Origin of the sequence: Halorubrum ruber, assembly GCF_018228765.1 — an archaeon.
GTDB classification, from domain to species: Archaea; Halobacteriota; Halobacteria; order Halobacteriales; family Haloferacaceae; genus Halorubrum; species Halorubrum ruber.
Genome location: NZ_CP073695.1, coordinates 2,965,500 through 2,982,278, shown reverse-complemented (window position 1 = coordinate 2,982,278; position 16,779 = coordinate 2,965,500). Strand labels below are relative to the sequence as shown.

Genomic DNA, 16,779 nt, shown 5'->3' with positions numbered 1-16,779 from the left:
AAAACGATCCGAAGTTGGGGACCGAGCGGGCTCCTACTGGTTGAAGATGTCAGTCCCGACGCCGAGCTCGTCGGCGACGTCGATGACGGACTGGTAGTCCTCCCGGCTCGACTCGCGGACGCGGCTGAACCAGAGGTCGTCTTCGGTGCCGTCCTCGCCGTCCGCGCCGTAGTAGATGCTGTCCGGACCCTCCAAGAACGCCTCTTGGATGGCGGTCTTCACGTCGTCGCTCAGTTCGGGCGAGACCACGATGGGCGCGCGCGGGAGCCCCTCGTCCGCGTGGAGGGTCGTCGCGACCTCCTGCCACTCCTCGGGCGCGGGGCCGGTCTTCGTGTCGCGGACGAATCCGCCCATCGCCGCCGCGTCGACCTGGCCCTGTTCGAGCAGGGTGTACGAGCCCACGTGACCGCCGGCGAACCGGGCGTCGAACTCGGCCTGCGAGCCGTTGCCCTCGGGGAGTTCACCGACGTCGAGGCCGCCCTGGTTCGACATGCTGTACAGCGGGTACAGCGCGCCGCTCGTCGAGAGCCGGTCGGAGAACGCGACCGTCTTGCCGGAGAGGTCGGACAGCTCCGTGATGTCGCTGTCGTTCGGCGTCGCGATGATGCTCTTGTACGTCCACCCGCCGTAGCCGTACCGCTGGAGGATGATCTCCGCGTTGTCGGTCATCACGCCGAGCGCGGCCGCGAACGGTCCGGTCTCGGCGATGTCCAGCGTTCCCTGGCCGAGCGACTGGATGATGGCGCTGTAGTTGCTTCCGATGGTCCCCTCGACGCTGAGGTCGCTGGGGACATCGTAGTTCTCCCGGAGGTAGCTCCCGATGTGGTCTTCGAGCGGGGAGTACTGTACGTTGAGGTCCTCCTGCGGGACGGACGGCGAGATGCCGAAGTCGACCGTGCCGTCGCCGCCGAAGGTCATCTCCGGGTCGCTGTCCGACCCGTCCGACCCATCGGACCCGTCGCCGCCGTCGGACCCGTCGCTACCGTCCGACCCATCGGACCCGTCGCCGCCGCCGCTACAGCCGGCGAGTCCAACGATACTTGCTGCGCCCGCGACCTTGAGGAATTGGCGTCGTCGCTCCATGAGGAGTACATATTGGCGTTTTACTGATCTATCAAAAGTGTTGCTGTTCAAATATACGGACAGGTATATACTGCTCTGTAGTGGATCCCGGATGGAAACTGACTTCCACGCAGGTGATGTATCGGTAACATGGACGAATCTCCAACGGATCGAGAGGTGTCCGTCGCCCTCGTGGACTACGGTCTCGGGAACCTCCGGTCCGCGACCCGCGGGCTGGAACGCGCGGGCGCGACCGTCGAGATCACCGACGACCCCGAGGCGTTCGCCGCGGCCGACGGGGTCGTCCTCCCCGGCGTCGGCGCGTTCCGCGAGGGGATGGAGAACGCCGGCCCCCTGCGCGAGGCGCTGACCGACCACGCCGAGGCGGGGCGCCCCCTCTTCGGGATCTGCCTCGGGATGCAGATGCTCCTCACCACGAGCGAGGAGGCCGACCACGAGGGCGAAGGCGAGGTGACGGGCCTCGATTTGGTCCCCGGCACTAACGTCCGGTTCGACGTGGACCGGAAGGTGCCGCACATGGGCTGGAACGAGCTGGAGGTCGCGCGCGACCACCCGATCGTCGAGGGCGTCGACGGGGAGCACGCCTACTTCGTCCACTCTTACTACGCCGAGCCGGACGACGCCGACGCGGTCGTCGCCACCGCCGACTACGGGGTCGACTTCCCGGCGGTCGTCGCCAACGAGGCCGGCAACGTGTTCGGCACGCAGTTCCACCCCGAGAAGAGCGGCGAGACGGGGCTGCGGATTCTGCGGAACTTCGTCGACTACTGCGCCGAGCAGTAGTCGGCGACCGCGTTCGCTTTTCTCAGAGCGCGTCGTACGGCCCGGGCTTGGCCGCGGTCAGCCGCTCGACCTGCTCGTCGGAGAGGTCGATCGTCGCGGCCGCGAGGTTCTCGCGGAGCTGGTCGACGGTCCGGGCGCCGACGATGGGCGCGGTGACGCCGTCGCGGTGCGCGAGCCACGCGAGCGCGGTCTGCGCGGCCGAGGCGTTAACCTCGTCGGCGACCGCGTCGAGCTCGTCGTGGACGTCGAAGTTCTCCTCGGTGAGGTACGCCTCCTGGAACCGGCTCGACTCGGCTGCCTTCGAGTCGTCCGGGAGGTCGGCGTCGCGGTCGTACTTCCCGGTCAGGAAGCCCTGCCCGAGCGGGCTCCACGGAGAGACGGCGAGGTTTCGCTGGCGCGCGAACTCGAGGTAGTCCCCCTCGACCTCGCGGTCGACGAGGTTGTAGCGCGGCTGGAGCACTTTGAACGGCTCCCACCCCTCGCTCCGGGCGATCTCGTTGGCGCGGGCGACCTTCCACGCGTTCGGGCGGAGCGTGGAGGCGCCGAGGTAGTGGACCTTGCCGGACTCGACGAGCCCGTTCAGCGTCTTCATCAGCTCCCGGGCGGGCGTCTCGTCGTCCCAGCGGTGGATGTAGAGGACGTCGATGTAATCGGTGTCGAGCCGGTCGAGCAGGGCGTCGACGCGGTGGCGGACGTTCTTGCGGTTCGTGCCGCGGCTGTTCGGGTCGCCGTCGCGGATCTGCCAGTACACCTTCGAGGCGACCGTGTAGCGCTCGCGGTCGCGCTCGGCGAGCCAGTCGCCGATCCAGCGCTCGCAGTCGCCGCCGCCGTACACGTCGGCGGTGTCGATGTACCGCCCGCCGGCGGTCTCGTAGGCGTCGAGCAGCTCGTGGGCGCGCTCCTCGTCGATTTCGACGTTCCCCGCCTCGGTCACGCGGCCGAACCGCCACGTGCCGAACTGGAGTTCGCTCGTCCGCAGGCCGGTTCGGCCGAGCGGCACGGTTCCCAGATCGATCTCGTCGAGTTCGGGCGTCATCGTCGAACGGTTGTCCCGGTCGACGCAAAAAGCCTCAGCAACCGGATGCGGTGTGTGAACTCTCGCCTATCGCCGAGGACGGGAGCGGGGGCGGCGGCTACTCGCAGGTCACGGCGAAGTTCTCCTCCGCCGCGGTCGCGGTACACACCGGACAGCCGGACTCGAGTATCGTCTCCCGCATCGCGTCGTTGACTTCGATGGTCTGCTCGCAGTCCGGACAGGTGAAGTGAACGGTGGTCAACGGCTTTCCTCTCGTCTTCTCCGGACGCGGGCTGCGGACATAAATGGACGGTTCCCGGACTGCGGCCGGTCGCCGAGCGGCGGCCCGGTCACTCCGTCCGCGGGACCGCGTACGCCCCGACCGCGAGGAAGCCGGCGGCGAGCGCGGTCAACACGAGCAGGTCGCCGGCCCACGCCCCGCCCTCGAAGGTGATCGCCCGGGTCCCCCGCGCGAAGTACGTCAGCGGCGAGGCGGCGACCGCGGGCAGGAACCACTCCGGCAGCAGCGACGGCGTGACGAACGTCTCGGAGAGGAAGAGGAGGGGGAGCGCGACCGTGTTGCTCGCGGCGATCACGCCGTCCTGCGAGTCGGCGAGCGCGCCGAGGACGGCGCCGAGCCCGCAGAACAGCGCCACCGCGACCGCGACGAAGACGGGCAGCGCGGCGAGCGCGGGCGAGACGATCAGGGTCGCGTCAGTCACCGCGAGCACGAGGCCGAGGATGAGCAGGCTCGCGGCGCCGATGATCCCGACGTTGACGAGCGTGTGCGCGAGCAGCCACTCGGCGCGCGAGAGCGGCGTGGTCGCTAACTTCTCGAACCGGCCGCCGTCGCGGTGGCGCGCGATCTCGGAGCCGACCCGCGACAGCGGCGTGAACAGGACGACGACCGCGAGGTAGCCCGGGATGTAGTAGCCGGCCGGCTCGGCGAAGAGGCCGCCCCCGGTCGGCTGGGTCCGCACCAGCGCGCCGAAGATGACGACGAGGATGACCGGGAAGAAGAACGTGAAGAACACCGCCGTCCGGCGGCGGAGGAACGAACGCCCCGCCGCGACGGCCTCCGTCCGGATCCGGCCGAGGCGGGTCATCGGTCGCCCTCCTCGGGCGCCGCGTCGTCAGTTGCGCGGCGTCCACCGGGCGTCGCGTCGTTGGTTGCGCGCCCCCCATCCGGCGTCGCGTCGTCGGTTGCGCGACGCCCCTCGCCGGCCGCTTCGTCCGGAATGCCGCCGTCCCCCCGCCGCGTGTACTCCTCGCCGGTGAGCCGCAGGTACACGTCCTCCAGCGACGGCTCCGACCACGACAGCGAGTCGAAGGCGACCCCGTCGTCGTCAAGCGCGTCGACCGCGGCGCCGATCGACTCGGGCCGCACCCCGCGCACCCGGAGCCCCTCGTCGGTCGCCTCGACGGTCGGATCCTCGCCGAGGCGCTCGCGGACGCCGGCCGCGACCGCCGCGACGACCTCGTCGGTCGCCGGTTCCGCCGTCGCCGCGTCGAGCCGGGGCGCGCCGCCGTGTTCCGCCACGAGCCGGTCGGGGGCCCCGCTCGCGACGACCCGGCCGTCGCGGAGCATGGCCACGCGGTCGGCGAGCCGCTCGACCTCGTCCATCGCGTGGCTCGTGAGGAAGACGGTGGTGCCGCCGGCCGCGAGGCGCTCGATCAGCCGGTGGATCGCCCGCCGGCCGGCGGGGTCGATCCCGGTCGTCGGCTCGTCGAGGAACAGGAGGTCGGGGTCGTTGACGACGGCGGTCGCGACGCAGGTCCGGCGCTTCTGGCCGCCCGAGAGCGTCTCGTACCAGGCGTCCGCATCGTCGGCCATCCCCACGTCGTCGAGGACCGACTCCGTGTCGCGCGCCTCGTCGTAGAGCCCGCCGTAGTAGTCGACCAGCTCGCGGGCCGTGAGCCGCGCGGGCGGGTCGAACGACTGCGGGAGCAGCCCGATCCGAGCCGGGTCGACGTCGCGGGGCGGGGCGCCGAAGACGCGCAGGTCTCCCTCGGCCTCGGTCGTCCCTGTCAGCGCGCGCACCAGCGTCGTCTTCCCGGCGCCGTTCGGGCCGATGAGCCCGAACACCTCGCCCGCGGCCACGTCGAGGTCGACCCCGTCGAGCGCGTCGACATCCCCGTACGACTTCCGCACGCCCTCGCCGACGACGACGGGGTCGCCGCCGGCGGCGTCGGGGGGGCCCGGAGTCGCCCCGTCGGCGGGGGCGTCGACCGCGGCGTCGGTCGCTGTCTCGTCCATGGCCCGACTGCGGCCGCGGCGCGCGTAAGGGTTGCTTTTCGGTCGGCGACACGCCCCACCCAATCAACTTCGGCGCGTGCCTGCGAGCGGCCGCCCCGGCGGCCGCGAGGAGCACGCGCGAGGGACGCGGTGAGCGACGGGCGACCGAAGGGAGCCCGAAGCGAACCGCGAGGCTGGGGAGGTGTGAGGTGCGGCTGCTGTGCGGGTGGGACTCAAAGGGGCAGTCGCGAGGCGACCGTAGGCGACGTAAGCACCGCAGCGAAGGAACGGAGTGACTGAGCGAGGAGCGCAGCGAGCGTACGGTCGCCTCGCGGCTGGGGCTTTGGCGGTGTTCGCCGTCGATCCGCGATCTGTTGTTTATAAGTGAGCGGCTGGGGCTTTGGCGGTGTTCGCCGCCGATCCGTGATCACCTATTTATAAACAAGCGACTGGGGCTTTGGCGGTGTTCACCGCCGATCTGCGATCAACCATTTATAAGCGAGCGACTGGGGATTCGGCGGTCGTCGTGGTTCCGAGACCGATCTGGTCCGGCCCCGCGGCCGGTGCGTCGACGATTGCGCTCTCGACACCGGCCGAGCCTCACTCCCTCCCCACGCAATCGACCATCTCGTCACGGTCCGTTACCCCTAAGCGAGGCGCTCCCGACCTACGGCGTATGCACTACCACGAGGCGGCGGCGTTCCTCTTCGACCTCCGCCGCTTCTCGGTCAAGCCCGGCACGGAGCGGGTCGAGGCGCTCTTGGCGCACCTCGGGGATCCCCAAGAGGAGGTCCCGTTCGTCCAGATCGCCGGGTCGAACGGGAAGGGCAGCGCGGCGCGGCTGACGGAGTCGGTCCTGCGCGAGGCGGGGCTGTCGGTGGGGCTGTACACCTCCCCGCATCTCTCGGCGCTCGCCGAGCGCGTCCGCGTCGACGGCCGGGAGATGACGGAGGCCGCGATCGCCGACTTCGTCGAGGAGGTGCGCCCGTGGCTGATCGACCGGGCGGCCGCCGGCGAGCCGCTCACCTTCTTCGAGGTCGTCACGGCGATGGGGATCCGGGAGTTCGCGCGCCGCGATGTCGATGTCGCCGTTCTGGAGGTCGGCCTCGGCGGCGAGTACGACGCGACGAGCGCGGTCGACCCGGTCGCCACCGCCGTGACGAACGTCTCCTTGGAACACACCGACGTGCTCGGCGACACGATCGGGGAGATCGCCCGCACCAAGTCCCGGATCGCCCGTCCGGACGCGCCGTTCGTCACCGCCTGCGAGGGCGAGGCGCTGGAGGTCGTCCGCGAGGTCGCCGGCGAGGCCGGCGCGCCGGTGACGCGGGTGACCGGCGACGACGGTTCCGGGAGCTCCGAATCCGACGGGATCGACGACCCGCCCGCGTTCGCCGCGACCTACGAGGGCCGCGTCAGCGCCACCGACGCCGAGGTCTCGCTCCGCGGCGAGCGCGAGGGAACGTACCGGCTCCCGCTCGTCGGCCGCCACCAGGCCGCGAACGCGGCGGTCGCCGTCGCGCTCGCGGACCGGACCGCGGCGGCGCTTGGGGACGCGGTGCCGGCCTCCTCGGAAACCGCGCTCCCCGACCGCGCCGTGCGCGACGGCCTCGCGCGGGCGACGTGGCCCGGCCGCTTCGAGGTGGTCGACACGGCGCCGCTGACCGTCCTCGACGGCGCGCACAACCCCGCGGCCGCCCGGACGCTCGCGGCGACGCTGGACGAGTACGACTACGACGACCTCCACCTCGTGTACGCCGCGATGCACGACAAGGACCACGCCGAGACCGCCGCGGCGCTCCCCGACGCCGCGACGGCGGTCACCTGCCGGCCCGCCATCGATCGCGCCGAGGACCCCGACGTGCTCGCGGCCGCGCTCCGGTCGGCGGGGGTCGGCGAGGTGAGCGCGGGCGACGACGTGGCAGACGCGCTCGCCGACGCCGTCGACCGCGCAGACCCGGACGACTGCGTGCTGCTCGTCGGCTCGCTGTTCGCGGTCGCGGAGGCCCGGGCGGCCCGAATGCGGACCGTCCGTGAGCGCACGGTCGGCGACGCAGACGACTCGGCGCACGCGCTCGACACGGCGGGCGTCCCGCCCGCGGGCGTCGCGGCCCACCGGGACGGCGTCGACCACCGCGTCCTCACGCTCCGGCTGCGCGGCGACCGCGCCGAGCGCGTCGCGAGCGAGGCCCGGGCGGTCGGCGGCGACGCGGCCCTCGGCGGCCTCGGCGCGGACGAGGACCGGGGGGCCGGCGGCGAGCAGGTCCCGGTCACCGTCGCGGCGACCGTCGCCGAACTGCGCGAACTCGTCGACCGGCTCGCTGCGGCCGACGCCGGCGGGCTCGGCGGCGTGGCGGCCGGCCTCGCTGCGGCGGCCGGAATCGAAGCGCAGGAGGGCGACGCGAGTGACGAGGACGACCCCGACTTCCCGTGGACCGACCGCACCGCCGTGATGGGCGTGCTCAACGTGACGCCGGACTCCTTCCACGACGGCGGGCGCCACGCCGACCTCGACGACGCGGTCGCGGGCGTCGAGCGGATGGTCGAGGCCGGGGTCGATATCGTCGACGTCGGCGGGGAGTCCACCCGTCCGGGCGCGGAGCCGGTCCCGGTCGAGGCGGAGATCGAGCGCGTCGTCCCGACGATCGAGGCGATCCAGTCGGTGCCCGCGGTCGGCGAGGGCGACGTGCTCGTCTCCGTCGACACGCGGAAGCCGGCGGTCGCCGAGGCGGCGCTCGACGCCGGCGCGGACGTGATCAACGACGTGACCGGGCTGGAGGACCCCGAGATGCGGTCGGTCGTCGCCGACGCCGACTGCCCGGTGATCGTGATGCACAGCCTCGACGCGCCGGTCGATCCCGACGCCGACCCCGAGTACGACGACGTGGTCGGCGAGGTCGTCGACGAGCTCCGCGAGCGGCTCGCGTTAGCGGACACGGCCGGTATCGACCGCGACCGCGTCATCGTCGACCCTGGGCTCGGCTTCGGCAAGTCGCCGGCGGAGGACTTCGAACTGCTCGCCCGCTGCGGGGAGTTCGCGGCGCTCGGCTGCCCGGTCCTCGTCGGCCACTCGCACAAGTCGCTGTACGGCGCGGTCGGCCGCGGCGCCGACGACCGCGAGCACGCGACGGTCGCGGGCACCGCGCTCGCCGCCGACCGCGGCGCGGACATCGTCCGCGTCCACGACGTCGCCGAGAACCGCGCGGCGGTCGACGTCGCCGCCGCGGTGAACGGCGCGCTTCGGGACGGAGACGGAGAGGACGGCGCGCTGCGCGAGGACGGCGCGCTGCGCGACGACGAGGACGCGGAATGACTCGGAGTCGGCCTCCGGTCCCGGCCTCGCGCCGCGCCGACGGCAGCGTTTTGCCTCGCGACCCCCTCGCGCCCGTATGACCCGGCGCCTGCTGCTCGGCTGTAGCGCGGTCGGGAACGCGCTCGTCGAACACGCGCGCGACGAGCGCGGCGGGCGCGACGATCTGGTGGCGATCACCGACGACACCGGCTGGGTGTCGACGCTGCGCGACCGCAACGTCGCCACCGTCGAGGCCGACCCGACCGACCCCTCGACGTACCCGGACGCGGCCGCGGTCGTGCTGATCGCGAGCGACGACGCCGAGCGAAACGTCGCCGCCGCGCGGGCGGCACGGGAGCGGTACCCCGAGGCGCTGATCGTCGCCCACCTCGGGACGGCGCCGACCGACGAGCAGCGGGCGGCGGTCGAGGCGGTGGCCGACCGCGTGGTCGACCCGGTCGAGTCGGTCGCCGACCGCGTGTTCGAGGCGGTCGGTCTCGACGACGGCCGCGGCTCGGACGTCGACGCGGAGTTCGCCGGCGTCGACGGCGGGAGCGGCGAGAAGCCCGCTCGCCTGCTCTCGGCGCTCCGGGGGCTCTCGGGGCCGCTGCTGGTCGTCGCGCACGACAACCCCGATCCGGACGCCATCGCGAGCGCGCTCGGGTTAGCGCGGATCGCGGCATCGATCGGGGTCGAGGCGGACGCCTGCTACGGCGGCGAGATCGCCCACCAGGAGAACCGCGCGCTGGTGAACCTCCTCGACATCGGGCTGCGGTCGTTCGACGAGATCGACCTCGACGCGTACGGCGGCGTCGCCTTGGTCGACCACTCCCGCGCGGGGATCAACGACAGCCTCCCCGAGGGCCACCCGGTCGACGTCGTCGTCGACCACCACCCGCCGCGGGGGCCGGTCGCGGGGTCGTTCGTCGACATCCGCCCCGCGGTCGGCGCGACGAGCACGCTCATCTCCGAGTACCTCTCGCGGTACGGGATCGCGCCGGAGCGGGACCTCGCCACGGCGCTTTTATATGGCATCCGGATCGACACGAAGGACTTCACGCGCGCGACCGCCATCGACGACTTCGAGGCGGCGGCCGCGCTGCTCGCGCACGCCGACGAGTCGACGCTCGAACGCGTCGAGAGCCCGAGCGTGAGCCCCGAGACCCTGCGCGTCCTCGCGGCCGCAATCGAGAACCGCGATGTCCGCGGGTCGGTGGCGGCCTCCTGCGTCGGGGAGATAGCCGACCGCGACGCGCTCGCGCAGGCGGCCGAGCGGCTCCTCGACTTGGAGGACGTGACGGTGACGTTCGTCTACGGCTACATGGACGGCGTGATCTACGGCTCCGCCCGCGCCCGCGGCGCCGACCTCGACGCGGGCGAGCTGCTTCGCGACGCGCTCGACCCCGTCGGCTCCGCCGGGGGGCACGCCTCGATGGCCGGCGCGCAGGTCCCCCTCGGCATCCTCTCTGAGGTCTCCGAGTCGGAGTCGCTGGCGGACGTCGTCGAGGCGTTCGTCGCCGGGCGCTTCTTCGAGGCGCTCGACGACGCGCCCGCGCAGCCGACCGGGCTCCCCCCGGAGTTCCCGACCGACTGAGGTCGCCGAGAGGCGGTCGTGCGGGAATCGCGCAACGGTCGCAACGTACATACGACGCGCCGGCCAACTGTGGGACATGACCGACGACATCGTCGAACACCGTCGACTGATCATCGCCGGCACCGGTATCTCGGGCCTCTCCGCGGCGATCTACGCCGCGCGGTCGAACAACGACCCCCTCCTCATCGAGGGCGACGAGCCGGGCGGCCAGCTCACGCTGACGACCGACGTGGAGAACTACCCCGGCTTCCCCGAGGGGATCTCCGGGCCGAGCCTGATCAACGACATGAAAGAGCAGGCCGAGAAGTTCGGCGCCGAGGCCCGCAACGGCGTCATCGAGGACGTCTCGAAGGAGCCCGCGGGCCACTTCCGCGTCGCGCTCTCCGACGGCGATGTCTACACCGCCGACGCCGTCATCGCCGCGTCGGGCGCCAGCGCCCGGACGCTCGGCGTCCCCGGCGAGGACGAGCTGATGGGGTACGGCCTCTCGACGTGTGCCACCTGCGACGGCGCGTTCTTCCGCGACGAGGACATGCTCGTCGTCGGCGGCGGCGACGCCGCGATGGAGGAGGCGAACTTCCTGACGAAGTTCGCGGACACGGTGTACATCGCGCACCGCCGCGAGGAGTTCCGCGCCGAGGACGTGTGGATCGAGCGCGTGATGGACAAGGTCGACGACGGGGAGATCGAACTGCTCCTCAACACCGAACTCACCGAGATCCACGGCACCCCCGAGGACGGGATCGACCACGTCACGCTCGTCGAACACCCGGACGGCCACCCGACGGAGAAGCTGGACGACCCGGCGACCGCCGACGAGGTCGACGAGTACGCGTTCGACGTCGGTGCGGTGTTCTACGCCATCGGCCACACGCCGAACACGGACTTCCTCGAAGGGACCGGCATCGAGACCGACGACGACGGCTACCTGATAACCGAGGGCGGCCGCGGCGGCGGGCAGACGCGCACCGGCGTCGCGGGCCTCTTCGGGGCCGGCGACGTGGTCGACTTTCACTATCAGCAGGCGGCCACCGCGAGCGGGATGGGCGTGAAGGCCGCGCTCGACGCCGACGAGTACCTCTCCGAGCGCGAGCGCGCCGGCGAGCTGTACGAGGCCGAGATCGACGCCGCGACCGCGGACGACTGAGAGGCGGTTCGCCGCTTTTGTCGCGTCCGGGTCACCGCTCCGACGCCCCCCGTCCGCACCCGTGAGGCGATCGGTGACTCAAACTCTTCTTTGCGTTATACGCGGTACTATCTGCGACTCTCCCGTCGTTCGAAACGAGATGAACAGACGCGGTCTTGCCGTCGTCGTCGCTGCGCCGCGTTGTTCGTGACCGGTAGCGCCGTGGCCCTCGCCGGTCCCGTGTCGGGAGGGCCCGGTGGCCTCCTCGGCGGAGCGAGCGATCCGCCGGCGCTGCTCCACTTCGATTCCGACGAGGTCCGCTGTCCCGACGAGTTCGTGGCCAACAGCTCGACTGCGGTGTCCGCCGGGCCCGAGAACACGGAGATAACGTACGCTCGAAACGTCTCGCTGCCGGGCTCCTCGTACGCGGTCGGCGGCCCGGCGTTCGAGCGGCTGAACGAGTCGGCCTACGTCCTCGACGTCCCGATCGAAGAGGCGGGGAACGCGTCCCGGTCGTGCTCGGGCGTCGTCCGCTACAACGGCACGATGCGGATTCCCGCGGGCGAGGATCCCTGGACCCTGATCGTGAAACAGGACGGCGAGACGGTCACGACGCTGCGCGGCGACTCGGACTCCTCGCTCCTCGGCGGGTCGACGAGCGTGAGCGGGAGCGTTTCGGCCCCGGAACAAACGGACAACTCCACGAACTCGTCATGAGACTGCTGTCGAACCGGCTGTGTTCACCGCCAACGGCTCAGCCGTTCGCTTATAAATGGCCGACCGTGGATCGACGGCGAACGTCTCCAAATCCCTAGGCGCTTGCTTATAAATAGCTGACAGTAGATCGACGGTGAACGCCTCCAAAACCCCAGCCGCTCGGTGATACGTGGCTGCTGCTGGGGTGGACATCGCCAAAGGCGCAGCCGCTCGGTGATTCGTGGTTGCTGCCGGGGCGAACACCGCCAAAGCCCCAGCCGGGAGGCCGCCGGACGCTCGCTGTCGCCCGAAAATCGGAGATTTTCGGGATGACGAGAGAGCTTTGCTCTCTCGAACCACGCTCCTCGTCGCTCGTTTCACTCGCTCCTGCGGTGCTTGCGTCGCCTCCGGCGGCCTCCCGGCTGCCCCTTTGAGTCCCGCCCCGCACAGCACCGCAGCCTCACACCTCCCCAGCCTCGCGGTTCGTTCGGGGCTCCCTGCGGTCGCCCCTCACTCACCGCGTCCCTCGCGCGTGCGGTTCGCGGCCTGTCGGCCGCTCACCGGCACGCGCCACCGCAGTTCTATTTATAAATGGTCGACCTTGCGGCCCCTTACGACAGAATCTCGACCTCGTACCCGTCGGCTTCGAGCGCGTCGACGATGTCGGCGGCGTGTTCGGCGTCGTCGGTCTCGAGTTCGAGCTCGAGTTCGGCGGCGTTGACGGCCACGTCCCGCGAGGTGCGGTCGTGGTGGACCGCGTACACGTTCGCGCCGGTGCGCGCGACGATGCTGGAGACCCGTTCGAGTTCGCCGGGGCGGTCTTTTAAATCGATGGTGATCTTGAGGTACCGGCCCATCTGGACCAGCCCGCGGCGGATCACGGTGCCGAGGCGGTTGAGGTCGATGTTGCCGCCGCAGAGCGCGGCGACGATCGTCTCGCCGTCGTCGTACTCGAAGGCGTCGGAGAGGACGGCGGCGAGCGCGACCGCGCCGGCGCCCTCGACGAGCGTCTTCGCGCGTTCGAGGAGGAGCGTGAGGGCCAAGGCGATCTCGCGGTCGTCGACGGTGACCACCTCGTCGACGTACTCTTCCATCACTTCGAGCGTCCCCTCGCCGACCGACCGCGTCGCGATCCCGTCAGCGATCGTGTCGACGCTGTCGATCTCCGTGACCTCCCCCGCCTCCAGCGACTTCGCGGCCGAGGCCGCGCCCTCCGCCTGGACGCCCACGACGCGCACGTCGGGGAGCTGTTCTTTGATCGCGACCGCGACCCCCGATATCAGCCCGCCGCCGCCGATCGGGACGACCACGGTGTCCAGCTCGGGGCAGTCGTCGACGATCTCGAGGCCGAGCGTCCCCTGGCCGGCCATCACGACGGGGTCGTCGAACGCGTGGACGTAGGTGCGGCCCTCCTCCTCCTCCAGCCGGTGCGCGTACGCCTGCGCCTCGTCGTAGTCGACGCCCTCCAAGCGGACGCTCGCGCCGTACCCGCGGGTGGCCTTCACCTTCGAGACGGGCGCGAACTTCGGCATCACGACGGTGGCGTCGACGCCCGCGCGGCTGGCCGCCAGCGCCACGCCCTGCGCGTGGTTGCCGGCGCTCGCGGTGACGACGCCCGCCTCGCGCTCCGCGTCCGAGAGCGTCTCGATCCGGTTCATCGCGCCGCGGATCTTGAACGCGCCGGTGCGCTGGAAGTTCTCTAACTTGAGGTGGAGGTCCGCACCGCTCATCTCGGAAAAGGAGCGTGACCGCTCTAAGGGCGTGTGCCGGGCGACGCCCGAGACCCGCTCGCGCGCCTCGCGGATGTCGGCAAGACTAAGCATGCCACCTCGTCGCCGCGCCGCCCGCTAATCGGTTCCGGTCGGTCTCGATCGAAAAAGCGGCGAGCGACCGCCGCGTCGCGGTCGCCGGCTCGACCGACGAGCCGATCGCGGGTCGACGGCCCGGATCGACGACGCGGCCGCTCGCGGTTGATAAGGGGGGAATGCACGCGTGTGACGTGCGAGTGAAACGTGGCGACGGGAATACAAAAAGGTGAGGCTACCAGAGCGGAAGTGAAACCGCACGACTGCGCCGCCGTCATCGCTCCGTCAGACGGGATCTCGGGGGGTGAGCCGCACCCGCACGTCGCGGTCGTCGAGGACCGACCGCACCCGCTCCGCGAACGGTCCCGTTCCGGGCCACGTCGCGTCCGCGTCGAGCCGGTCGGGGTCGCCGACGTACACCGCGGCGGCGTCGGGATGCCCGGTCGGCGCGTCGAGCGGCACGGCCTCGCGGACGTACAGCCCGCCGTCGACGTCCTCGTACGCGTCGAGCGCGTCGACCTCGTCCGTCCGGAGGAGCCGCCCCGCCGTCTCGCCGCCCGGCGCGAGCGTCGGGTACCGCCCCTCGACGAGCCGGAGCCCGTCGAGCGTCGCGGGGCCGACGAAGACGAACGAGTCGACGACCTCGGCGACTCGATCCGGTTCGGTCAGCGTCCCGTACACGAAGACGTCCATGGGGCCCGTGGGTCGCTCGCGGGCTTCAACGTTCGGGCGCTCCCGGTCCGACGCGGTCGACTTCCCCGCGACGCGGCCCCGCTCCCGTCGCCCCCGACCTCCGGCGACGCCGACCGCCTCCGGTATATCAATACCGCGGGGGCCCGTCGAACGCGACGCATGGACCTCCCGCGGCTGCGGCGCGTCTGGAAGCGCGTGTTCGCGCTCGCGTGGCCTGTCATGGCCGAGCAGACGTTCCGCACCGCGATGCGGACGACGGACATCCTCGTCACCGCGCTGTTCTCGCCGGCCGCGGTCGTCGCCATCGGCCTCGCGGACCTGTACGCCCGGTTCCCGCTGCGGATCGGGCTCGGCCTCGGCGGCGGCGCCATCGCGCTCTCCTCGCAGGACACCGGCGCGGGCGCCGCGGAGAACCGCGACGAGGCGGTGACGCAGGCGATCCTGCTCGGCGCGCTCGCGGGGGTCCCGTTCGTCCTCTTCGGGTTCCTCTTCGGCGAGTTCGCGATCGACGTGTTCGGCCGACTCGTCGGCGAGCGGACCTCGCCCGCGGTGGTCGACCTCGGCTCGACGTACCTCGCGATCGTGTTCGCGACCGCCCCCGCGCGCCACGTCGCCCTCGTCGGCGCCCGCGCGCTCCAGGGGACCGGCGACACCCGGACGCCGATGTACATCAACATCGCCGCTAACTCCGTCAACATCGTGGGGTCAGTCGTCCTCGGGCTCGGCCTGTTCGGCCTGCCGCGGCTGGAGGTCTTCGGCGTCGGCCTCGCGACCGCGGGCGCCAACGTGCTCACGGCCGGGCTGCTCTGTTTCGCCATCTGGGGGTCGTGGACCGACGCCGAGTTCGCGTGGCCGCGCGACCTCACGATCGCGAAGCAGCTCCTCGTCGTGAGCGCCCCGCGCGTGCTGGAGGGGTTCGGCTCCGAGATCGCGGAGTTCCCCTTCAACGCGCTCCTCCTCGGCTTCGGCGAGACGGTCAACGCCGGCTTCCAGATCGGCCGCCGCGTCTACCAGCAGGTGACCGGACCGCTCTCGCGCGGCTACAACGTCGCGGCGTCGATCCTCGTCGGACAGGCGCTCGGCGAGGGCGACCCCGAGGCCGCGCGGTTCAACGGGTGGGCGGTCGCGAGCCTCGGCGTGCTCACGGTCGGCGCGATCGGGCTCGGGCTCGTCGTCGCCGCGCCGCGGATCGTCCCGATATTCACCGACGACGCCCCGACGATCGCGTCCGCGGTCGACTTCGCGCGGGTGTACGGCGTCGCGGGCGCCGCGCTCGCCTGCTTCTCCGCCCTCTCCGGCTCGCTTCAGGGCGCCAGCGAGACGCGGATCCCCCTCGTCGCGCGCGTCTCGGGCATGTTCGGGCTCTTCTTAGGCCTCTCGTGGCTGCTCGGTCGCACCGCCGGGTTCGGCCCCGAAGGCGCGTACGTGGGGGTGTTCGCCGCCTACGCCTGGATGGCGCTCGTCGTCGCCGCCGGCTTCCGGTACACGGACTGGGCGAGCCGCGCCGCGGACATGATGGACGCGCGCGGGTCCGGGCCGGGCGCCGAGTCAGACGCCGCGTCCGGCGACGGCTCGCGCGCGGACGATTCGCCGTGAGACGGGAGAACGGAAGCACTTCCGCGACACGGGGACTCGGCGCGGAGACGGGCTCTCTCCCCCGCAGGGGAACAGTGATACGGCGGGCGTCCGTCACCGACGTATGTCGAACGAGACGCTGTACGACCGCCTCGGCGGCGAACCGGCCATCGGCGCGGTCGTCAACGAGTTCTACGACCGGGTGCTCGACGACGACCGAGTGAACCACCACTTCGACGACGTGGACATGGCCGACCAGCGCTCGCACCAGACCAAGTTCCTGAGCGCCGTCACCGGCGGGCCGATCCGGTACGAGGGCGAGGAGATGGCGGCCGCTCACGAGGAGTTGGCGATAACCGACGCGGAGTTCGAGGTCGTCGCGACGCATCTCGACGAGGCGTTGCGCGCCTTCGACGTCGACGACGGCGACCGCGAGGCGGTGATGGAGGCGGTCGCGGGGTTCGAGGAGGACGTGGTCGGCGGCCCGCCCGCGGACGGGTAGCGCCGACTCGCCCGCGGACCGGACTCCTCGGTCAGGGCTCCCCGCCGAGCGACTCCTGTTCGGAGCCGGTGTCGCCCCGCAACCGGCGCCGGCGCTTGTCGTATGCGGCCTCCAGCTTCGCGTTCGTGGCCCGCGAGACGAGGTAACAGTCGGCGTCGCCGTCGTCGCGGGGATGCGCGCTCGCCACCCAGACGTGGCCGTCGCCCGTCGAGAGGTCGTCCGCCCAGCGCTCGGCGGCCGCGCGGCTCTCGAACGCGTGGCAGGGCCCGTCCTCGAAGACGAGTTTCCCCACCTTCGCGTTCCGCTTGCGCGCGGACGGCTTGATCGCGACGACGACGCTCACACCCGGCGATCGGACGCCAACGAATAAAAACCTCGT

At 71.6% G+C, this 16,779-nt stretch carries 15 protein-coding genes; 7 read left to right on the top strand and 8 right to left on the bottom strand.

What is annotated here, in order from left to right:
* Positions 1 to 33 precede the first annotated feature (33 nt).
* Positions 34 to 1,083, bottom strand: a complete 1,050-nt coding sequence (locus J7656_RS14690; protein ID WP_017342022.1) for a phosphate/phosphite/phosphonate ABC transporter substrate-binding protein — start codon at positions 1,081 to 1,083, stop codon at positions 34 to 36.
* 129 nt (positions 1,084 to 1,212) lie between these two features.
* Here J7656_RS14690 and hisH point away from each other — a divergent pair, with 129 nt between their 5' ends.
* Positions 1,213 to 1,866: an imidazole glycerol phosphate synthase subunit HisH gene (gene hisH, locus J7656_RS14685; RefSeq protein ID WP_017342023.1), complete on the top strand. Its 654-nt coding sequence runs from the start codon at positions 1,213 to 1,215 to the stop codon at positions 1,864 to 1,866.
* 22 nt (positions 1,867 to 1,888) lie between these two features.
* On the opposite strand, the gene J7656_RS14680 is transcribed toward hisH, so the two are convergent.
* The 4 genes from J7656_RS14680 to J7656_RS14665 form a co-directional block, all read right to left on the bottom strand.
* Entirely contained in the window at positions 1,889 to 2,902 is a 1,014-nt protein-coding gene (locus tag J7656_RS14680; protein WP_211553700.1) for an aldo/keto reductase, read from the bottom strand.
* A gap of 97 nt (positions 2,903 to 2,999) precedes the next feature.
* Complete coding sequence (locus J7656_RS14675; protein WP_017342025.1) at positions 3,000 to 3,143, bottom strand: DUF7560 family zinc ribbon protein; 144 nt, start codon at positions 3,141 to 3,143, stop codon at positions 3,000 to 3,002.
* An 88-nt stretch (positions 3,144 to 3,231) separates the two neighbouring features.
* The gene (locus tag J7656_RS14670; protein ID WP_017342026.1) at positions 3,232 to 3,987 is read right to left on the bottom strand and encodes an ABC transporter permease; all 756 of its coding nucleotides are present in this window, start codon (positions 3,985 to 3,987) and stop codon (positions 3,232 to 3,234) included.
* Positions 3,984 to 5,138: an ABC transporter ATP-binding protein gene (locus J7656_RS14665; protein WP_211553699.1), complete on the bottom strand. Its 1,155-nt coding sequence runs from the start codon at positions 5,136 to 5,138 to the stop codon at positions 3,984 to 3,986. Before J7656_RS14665 ends, J7656_RS14670 begins: the two co-directional genes overlap by 4 nt.
* A 655-nt stretch (positions 5,139 to 5,793) precedes the next feature.
* On the opposite strand from J7656_RS14665, the gene folP reads away from it, so the two are divergent.
* The 4 genes from folP to J7656_RS14645 all read left to right on the top strand — a co-directional run bounded on the left by folP (position 5,794) and on the right by J7656_RS14645 (position 11,846).
* Entirely contained in the window at positions 5,794 to 8,430 is a 2,637-nt protein-coding gene (folP, locus tag J7656_RS14660) for a dihydropteroate synthase (RefSeq protein WP_017342028.1), read from the top strand.
* A gap of 76 nt (positions 8,431 to 8,506) precedes the next feature.
* The gene (locus tag J7656_RS14655) at positions 8,507 to 10,003 is read left to right on the top strand and encodes a DHH family phosphoesterase (protein ID WP_211553698.1); all 1,497 of its coding nucleotides are present in this window, start codon (positions 8,507 to 8,509) and stop codon (positions 10,001 to 10,003) included.
* Positions 10,004 to 10,079: 76 nt separating this feature from the next.
* A complete protein-coding gene (locus J7656_RS14650) occupies positions 10,080 to 11,150 on the top strand; it encodes an NAD(P)/FAD-dependent oxidoreductase (RefSeq protein WP_211553696.1) in 1,071 nt (356 codons plus the stop codon).
* Between the two features lie 219 nt (positions 11,151 to 11,369).
* Positions 11,370 to 11,846 (top strand): hypothetical protein, encoded by a 477-nt coding sequence (locus J7656_RS14645; protein WP_249191474.1) that lies wholly within the window; start codon positions 11,370 to 11,372, stop codon positions 11,844 to 11,846.
* Between the two features lie 590 nt (positions 11,847 to 12,436).
* Here J7656_RS14645 and ilvA read toward each other — a convergent pair.
* Positions 12,437 to 13,648 carry a threonine ammonia-lyase gene (ilvA, locus tag J7656_RS14640; RefSeq protein WP_211553695.1) on the bottom strand — a complete coding sequence of 404 codons (1,212 nt, stop codon included), beginning with the start codon at positions 13,646 to 13,648 and terminating at the stop codon, positions 12,437 to 12,439.
* 267 nt (positions 13,649 to 13,915) lie between these two features.
* Complete coding sequence (locus J7656_RS14635; protein WP_017342033.1) at positions 13,916 to 14,323, bottom strand: gamma-glutamylcyclotransferase family protein; 408 nt, start codon at positions 14,321 to 14,323, stop codon at positions 13,916 to 13,918.
* 159 nt (positions 14,324 to 14,482) lie between these two features.
* Here J7656_RS14635 and J7656_RS14630 point away from each other — a divergent pair, with 159 nt between their 5' ends.
* Both J7656_RS14630 and J7656_RS14625 read left to right on the top strand, forming a co-directional pair.
* The gene (locus J7656_RS14630) at positions 14,483 to 15,919 is read left to right on the top strand and encodes an MATE family efflux transporter (protein WP_017342034.1); all 1,437 of its coding nucleotides are present in this window, start codon (positions 14,483 to 14,485) and stop codon (positions 15,917 to 15,919) included.
* A 103-nt stretch (positions 15,920 to 16,022) separates the two neighbouring features.
* Positions 16,023 to 16,400 carry a group I truncated hemoglobin gene (locus J7656_RS14625; protein ID WP_017342035.1) on the top strand — a complete coding sequence of 126 codons (378 nt, stop codon included), beginning with the start codon at positions 16,023 to 16,025 and terminating at the stop codon, positions 16,398 to 16,400.
* A gap of 31 nt (positions 16,401 to 16,431) precedes the next feature.
* On the opposite strand, the gene J7656_RS14620 is transcribed toward J7656_RS14625, so the two are convergent.
* Positions 16,432 to 16,743 (bottom strand): DUF8081 domain-containing protein, encoded by a 312-nt coding sequence (locus tag J7656_RS14620; RefSeq protein ID WP_017342036.1) that lies wholly within the window; start codon positions 16,741 to 16,743, stop codon positions 16,432 to 16,434.
* Between the last annotated feature and the right edge of the window lie 36 nt (positions 16,744 to 16,779).

Coding starts and splice junctions, on each gene's coding strand:
- J7656_RS14650 (WP_211553696.1), top strand. CDS start 10,080: ATGACCGACGACATCGTCGAACACCGTCGACTGATCATCGCCGGCACC.
- J7656_RS14630 (WP_017342034.1), top strand. CDS start 14,483: ATGGACCTCCCGCGGCTGCGGCGCGTCTGGAAGCGCGTGTTCGCGCTC.
- folP (WP_017342028.1), top strand. CDS start 5,794: ATGCACTACCACGAGGCGGCGGCGTTCCTCTTCGACCTCCGCCGCTTC.
- hisH (WP_017342023.1), top strand. CDS start 1,213: ATGGACGAATCTCCAACGGATCGAGAGGTGTCCGTCGCCCTCGTGGAC.
- J7656_RS14625 (WP_017342035.1), top strand. CDS start 16,023: ATGTCGAACGAGACGCTGTACGACCGCCTCGGCGGCGAACCGGCCATC.
- J7656_RS14670 (WP_017342026.1), bottom strand. CDS start 3,987: ATGACCCGCCTCGGCCGGATCCGGACGGAGGCCGTCGCGGCGGGGCGT.
- J7656_RS14635 (WP_017342033.1), bottom strand. CDS start 14,323: ATGGACGTCTTCGTGTACGGGACGCTGACCGAACCGGATCGAGTCGCC.
- J7656_RS14680 (WP_211553700.1), bottom strand. CDS start 2,902: ATGACGCCCGAACTCGACGAGATCGATCTGGGAACCGTGCCGCTCGGC.
- J7656_RS14690 (WP_017342022.1), bottom strand. CDS start 1,083: ATGGAGCGACGACGCCAATTCCTCAAGGTCGCGGGCGCAGCAAGTATC.
- J7656_RS14665 (WP_211553699.1), bottom strand. CDS start 5,138: ATGGACGAGACAGCGACCGACGCCGCGGTCGACGCCCCCGCCGACGGG.
- ilvA (WP_211553695.1), bottom strand. CDS start 13,648: ATGCTTAGTCTTGCCGACATCCGCGAGGCGCGCGAGCGGGTCTCGGGC.
- J7656_RS14655 (WP_211553698.1), top strand. CDS start 8,507: ATGACCCGGCGCCTGCTGCTCGGCTGTAGCGCGGTCGGGAACGCGCTC.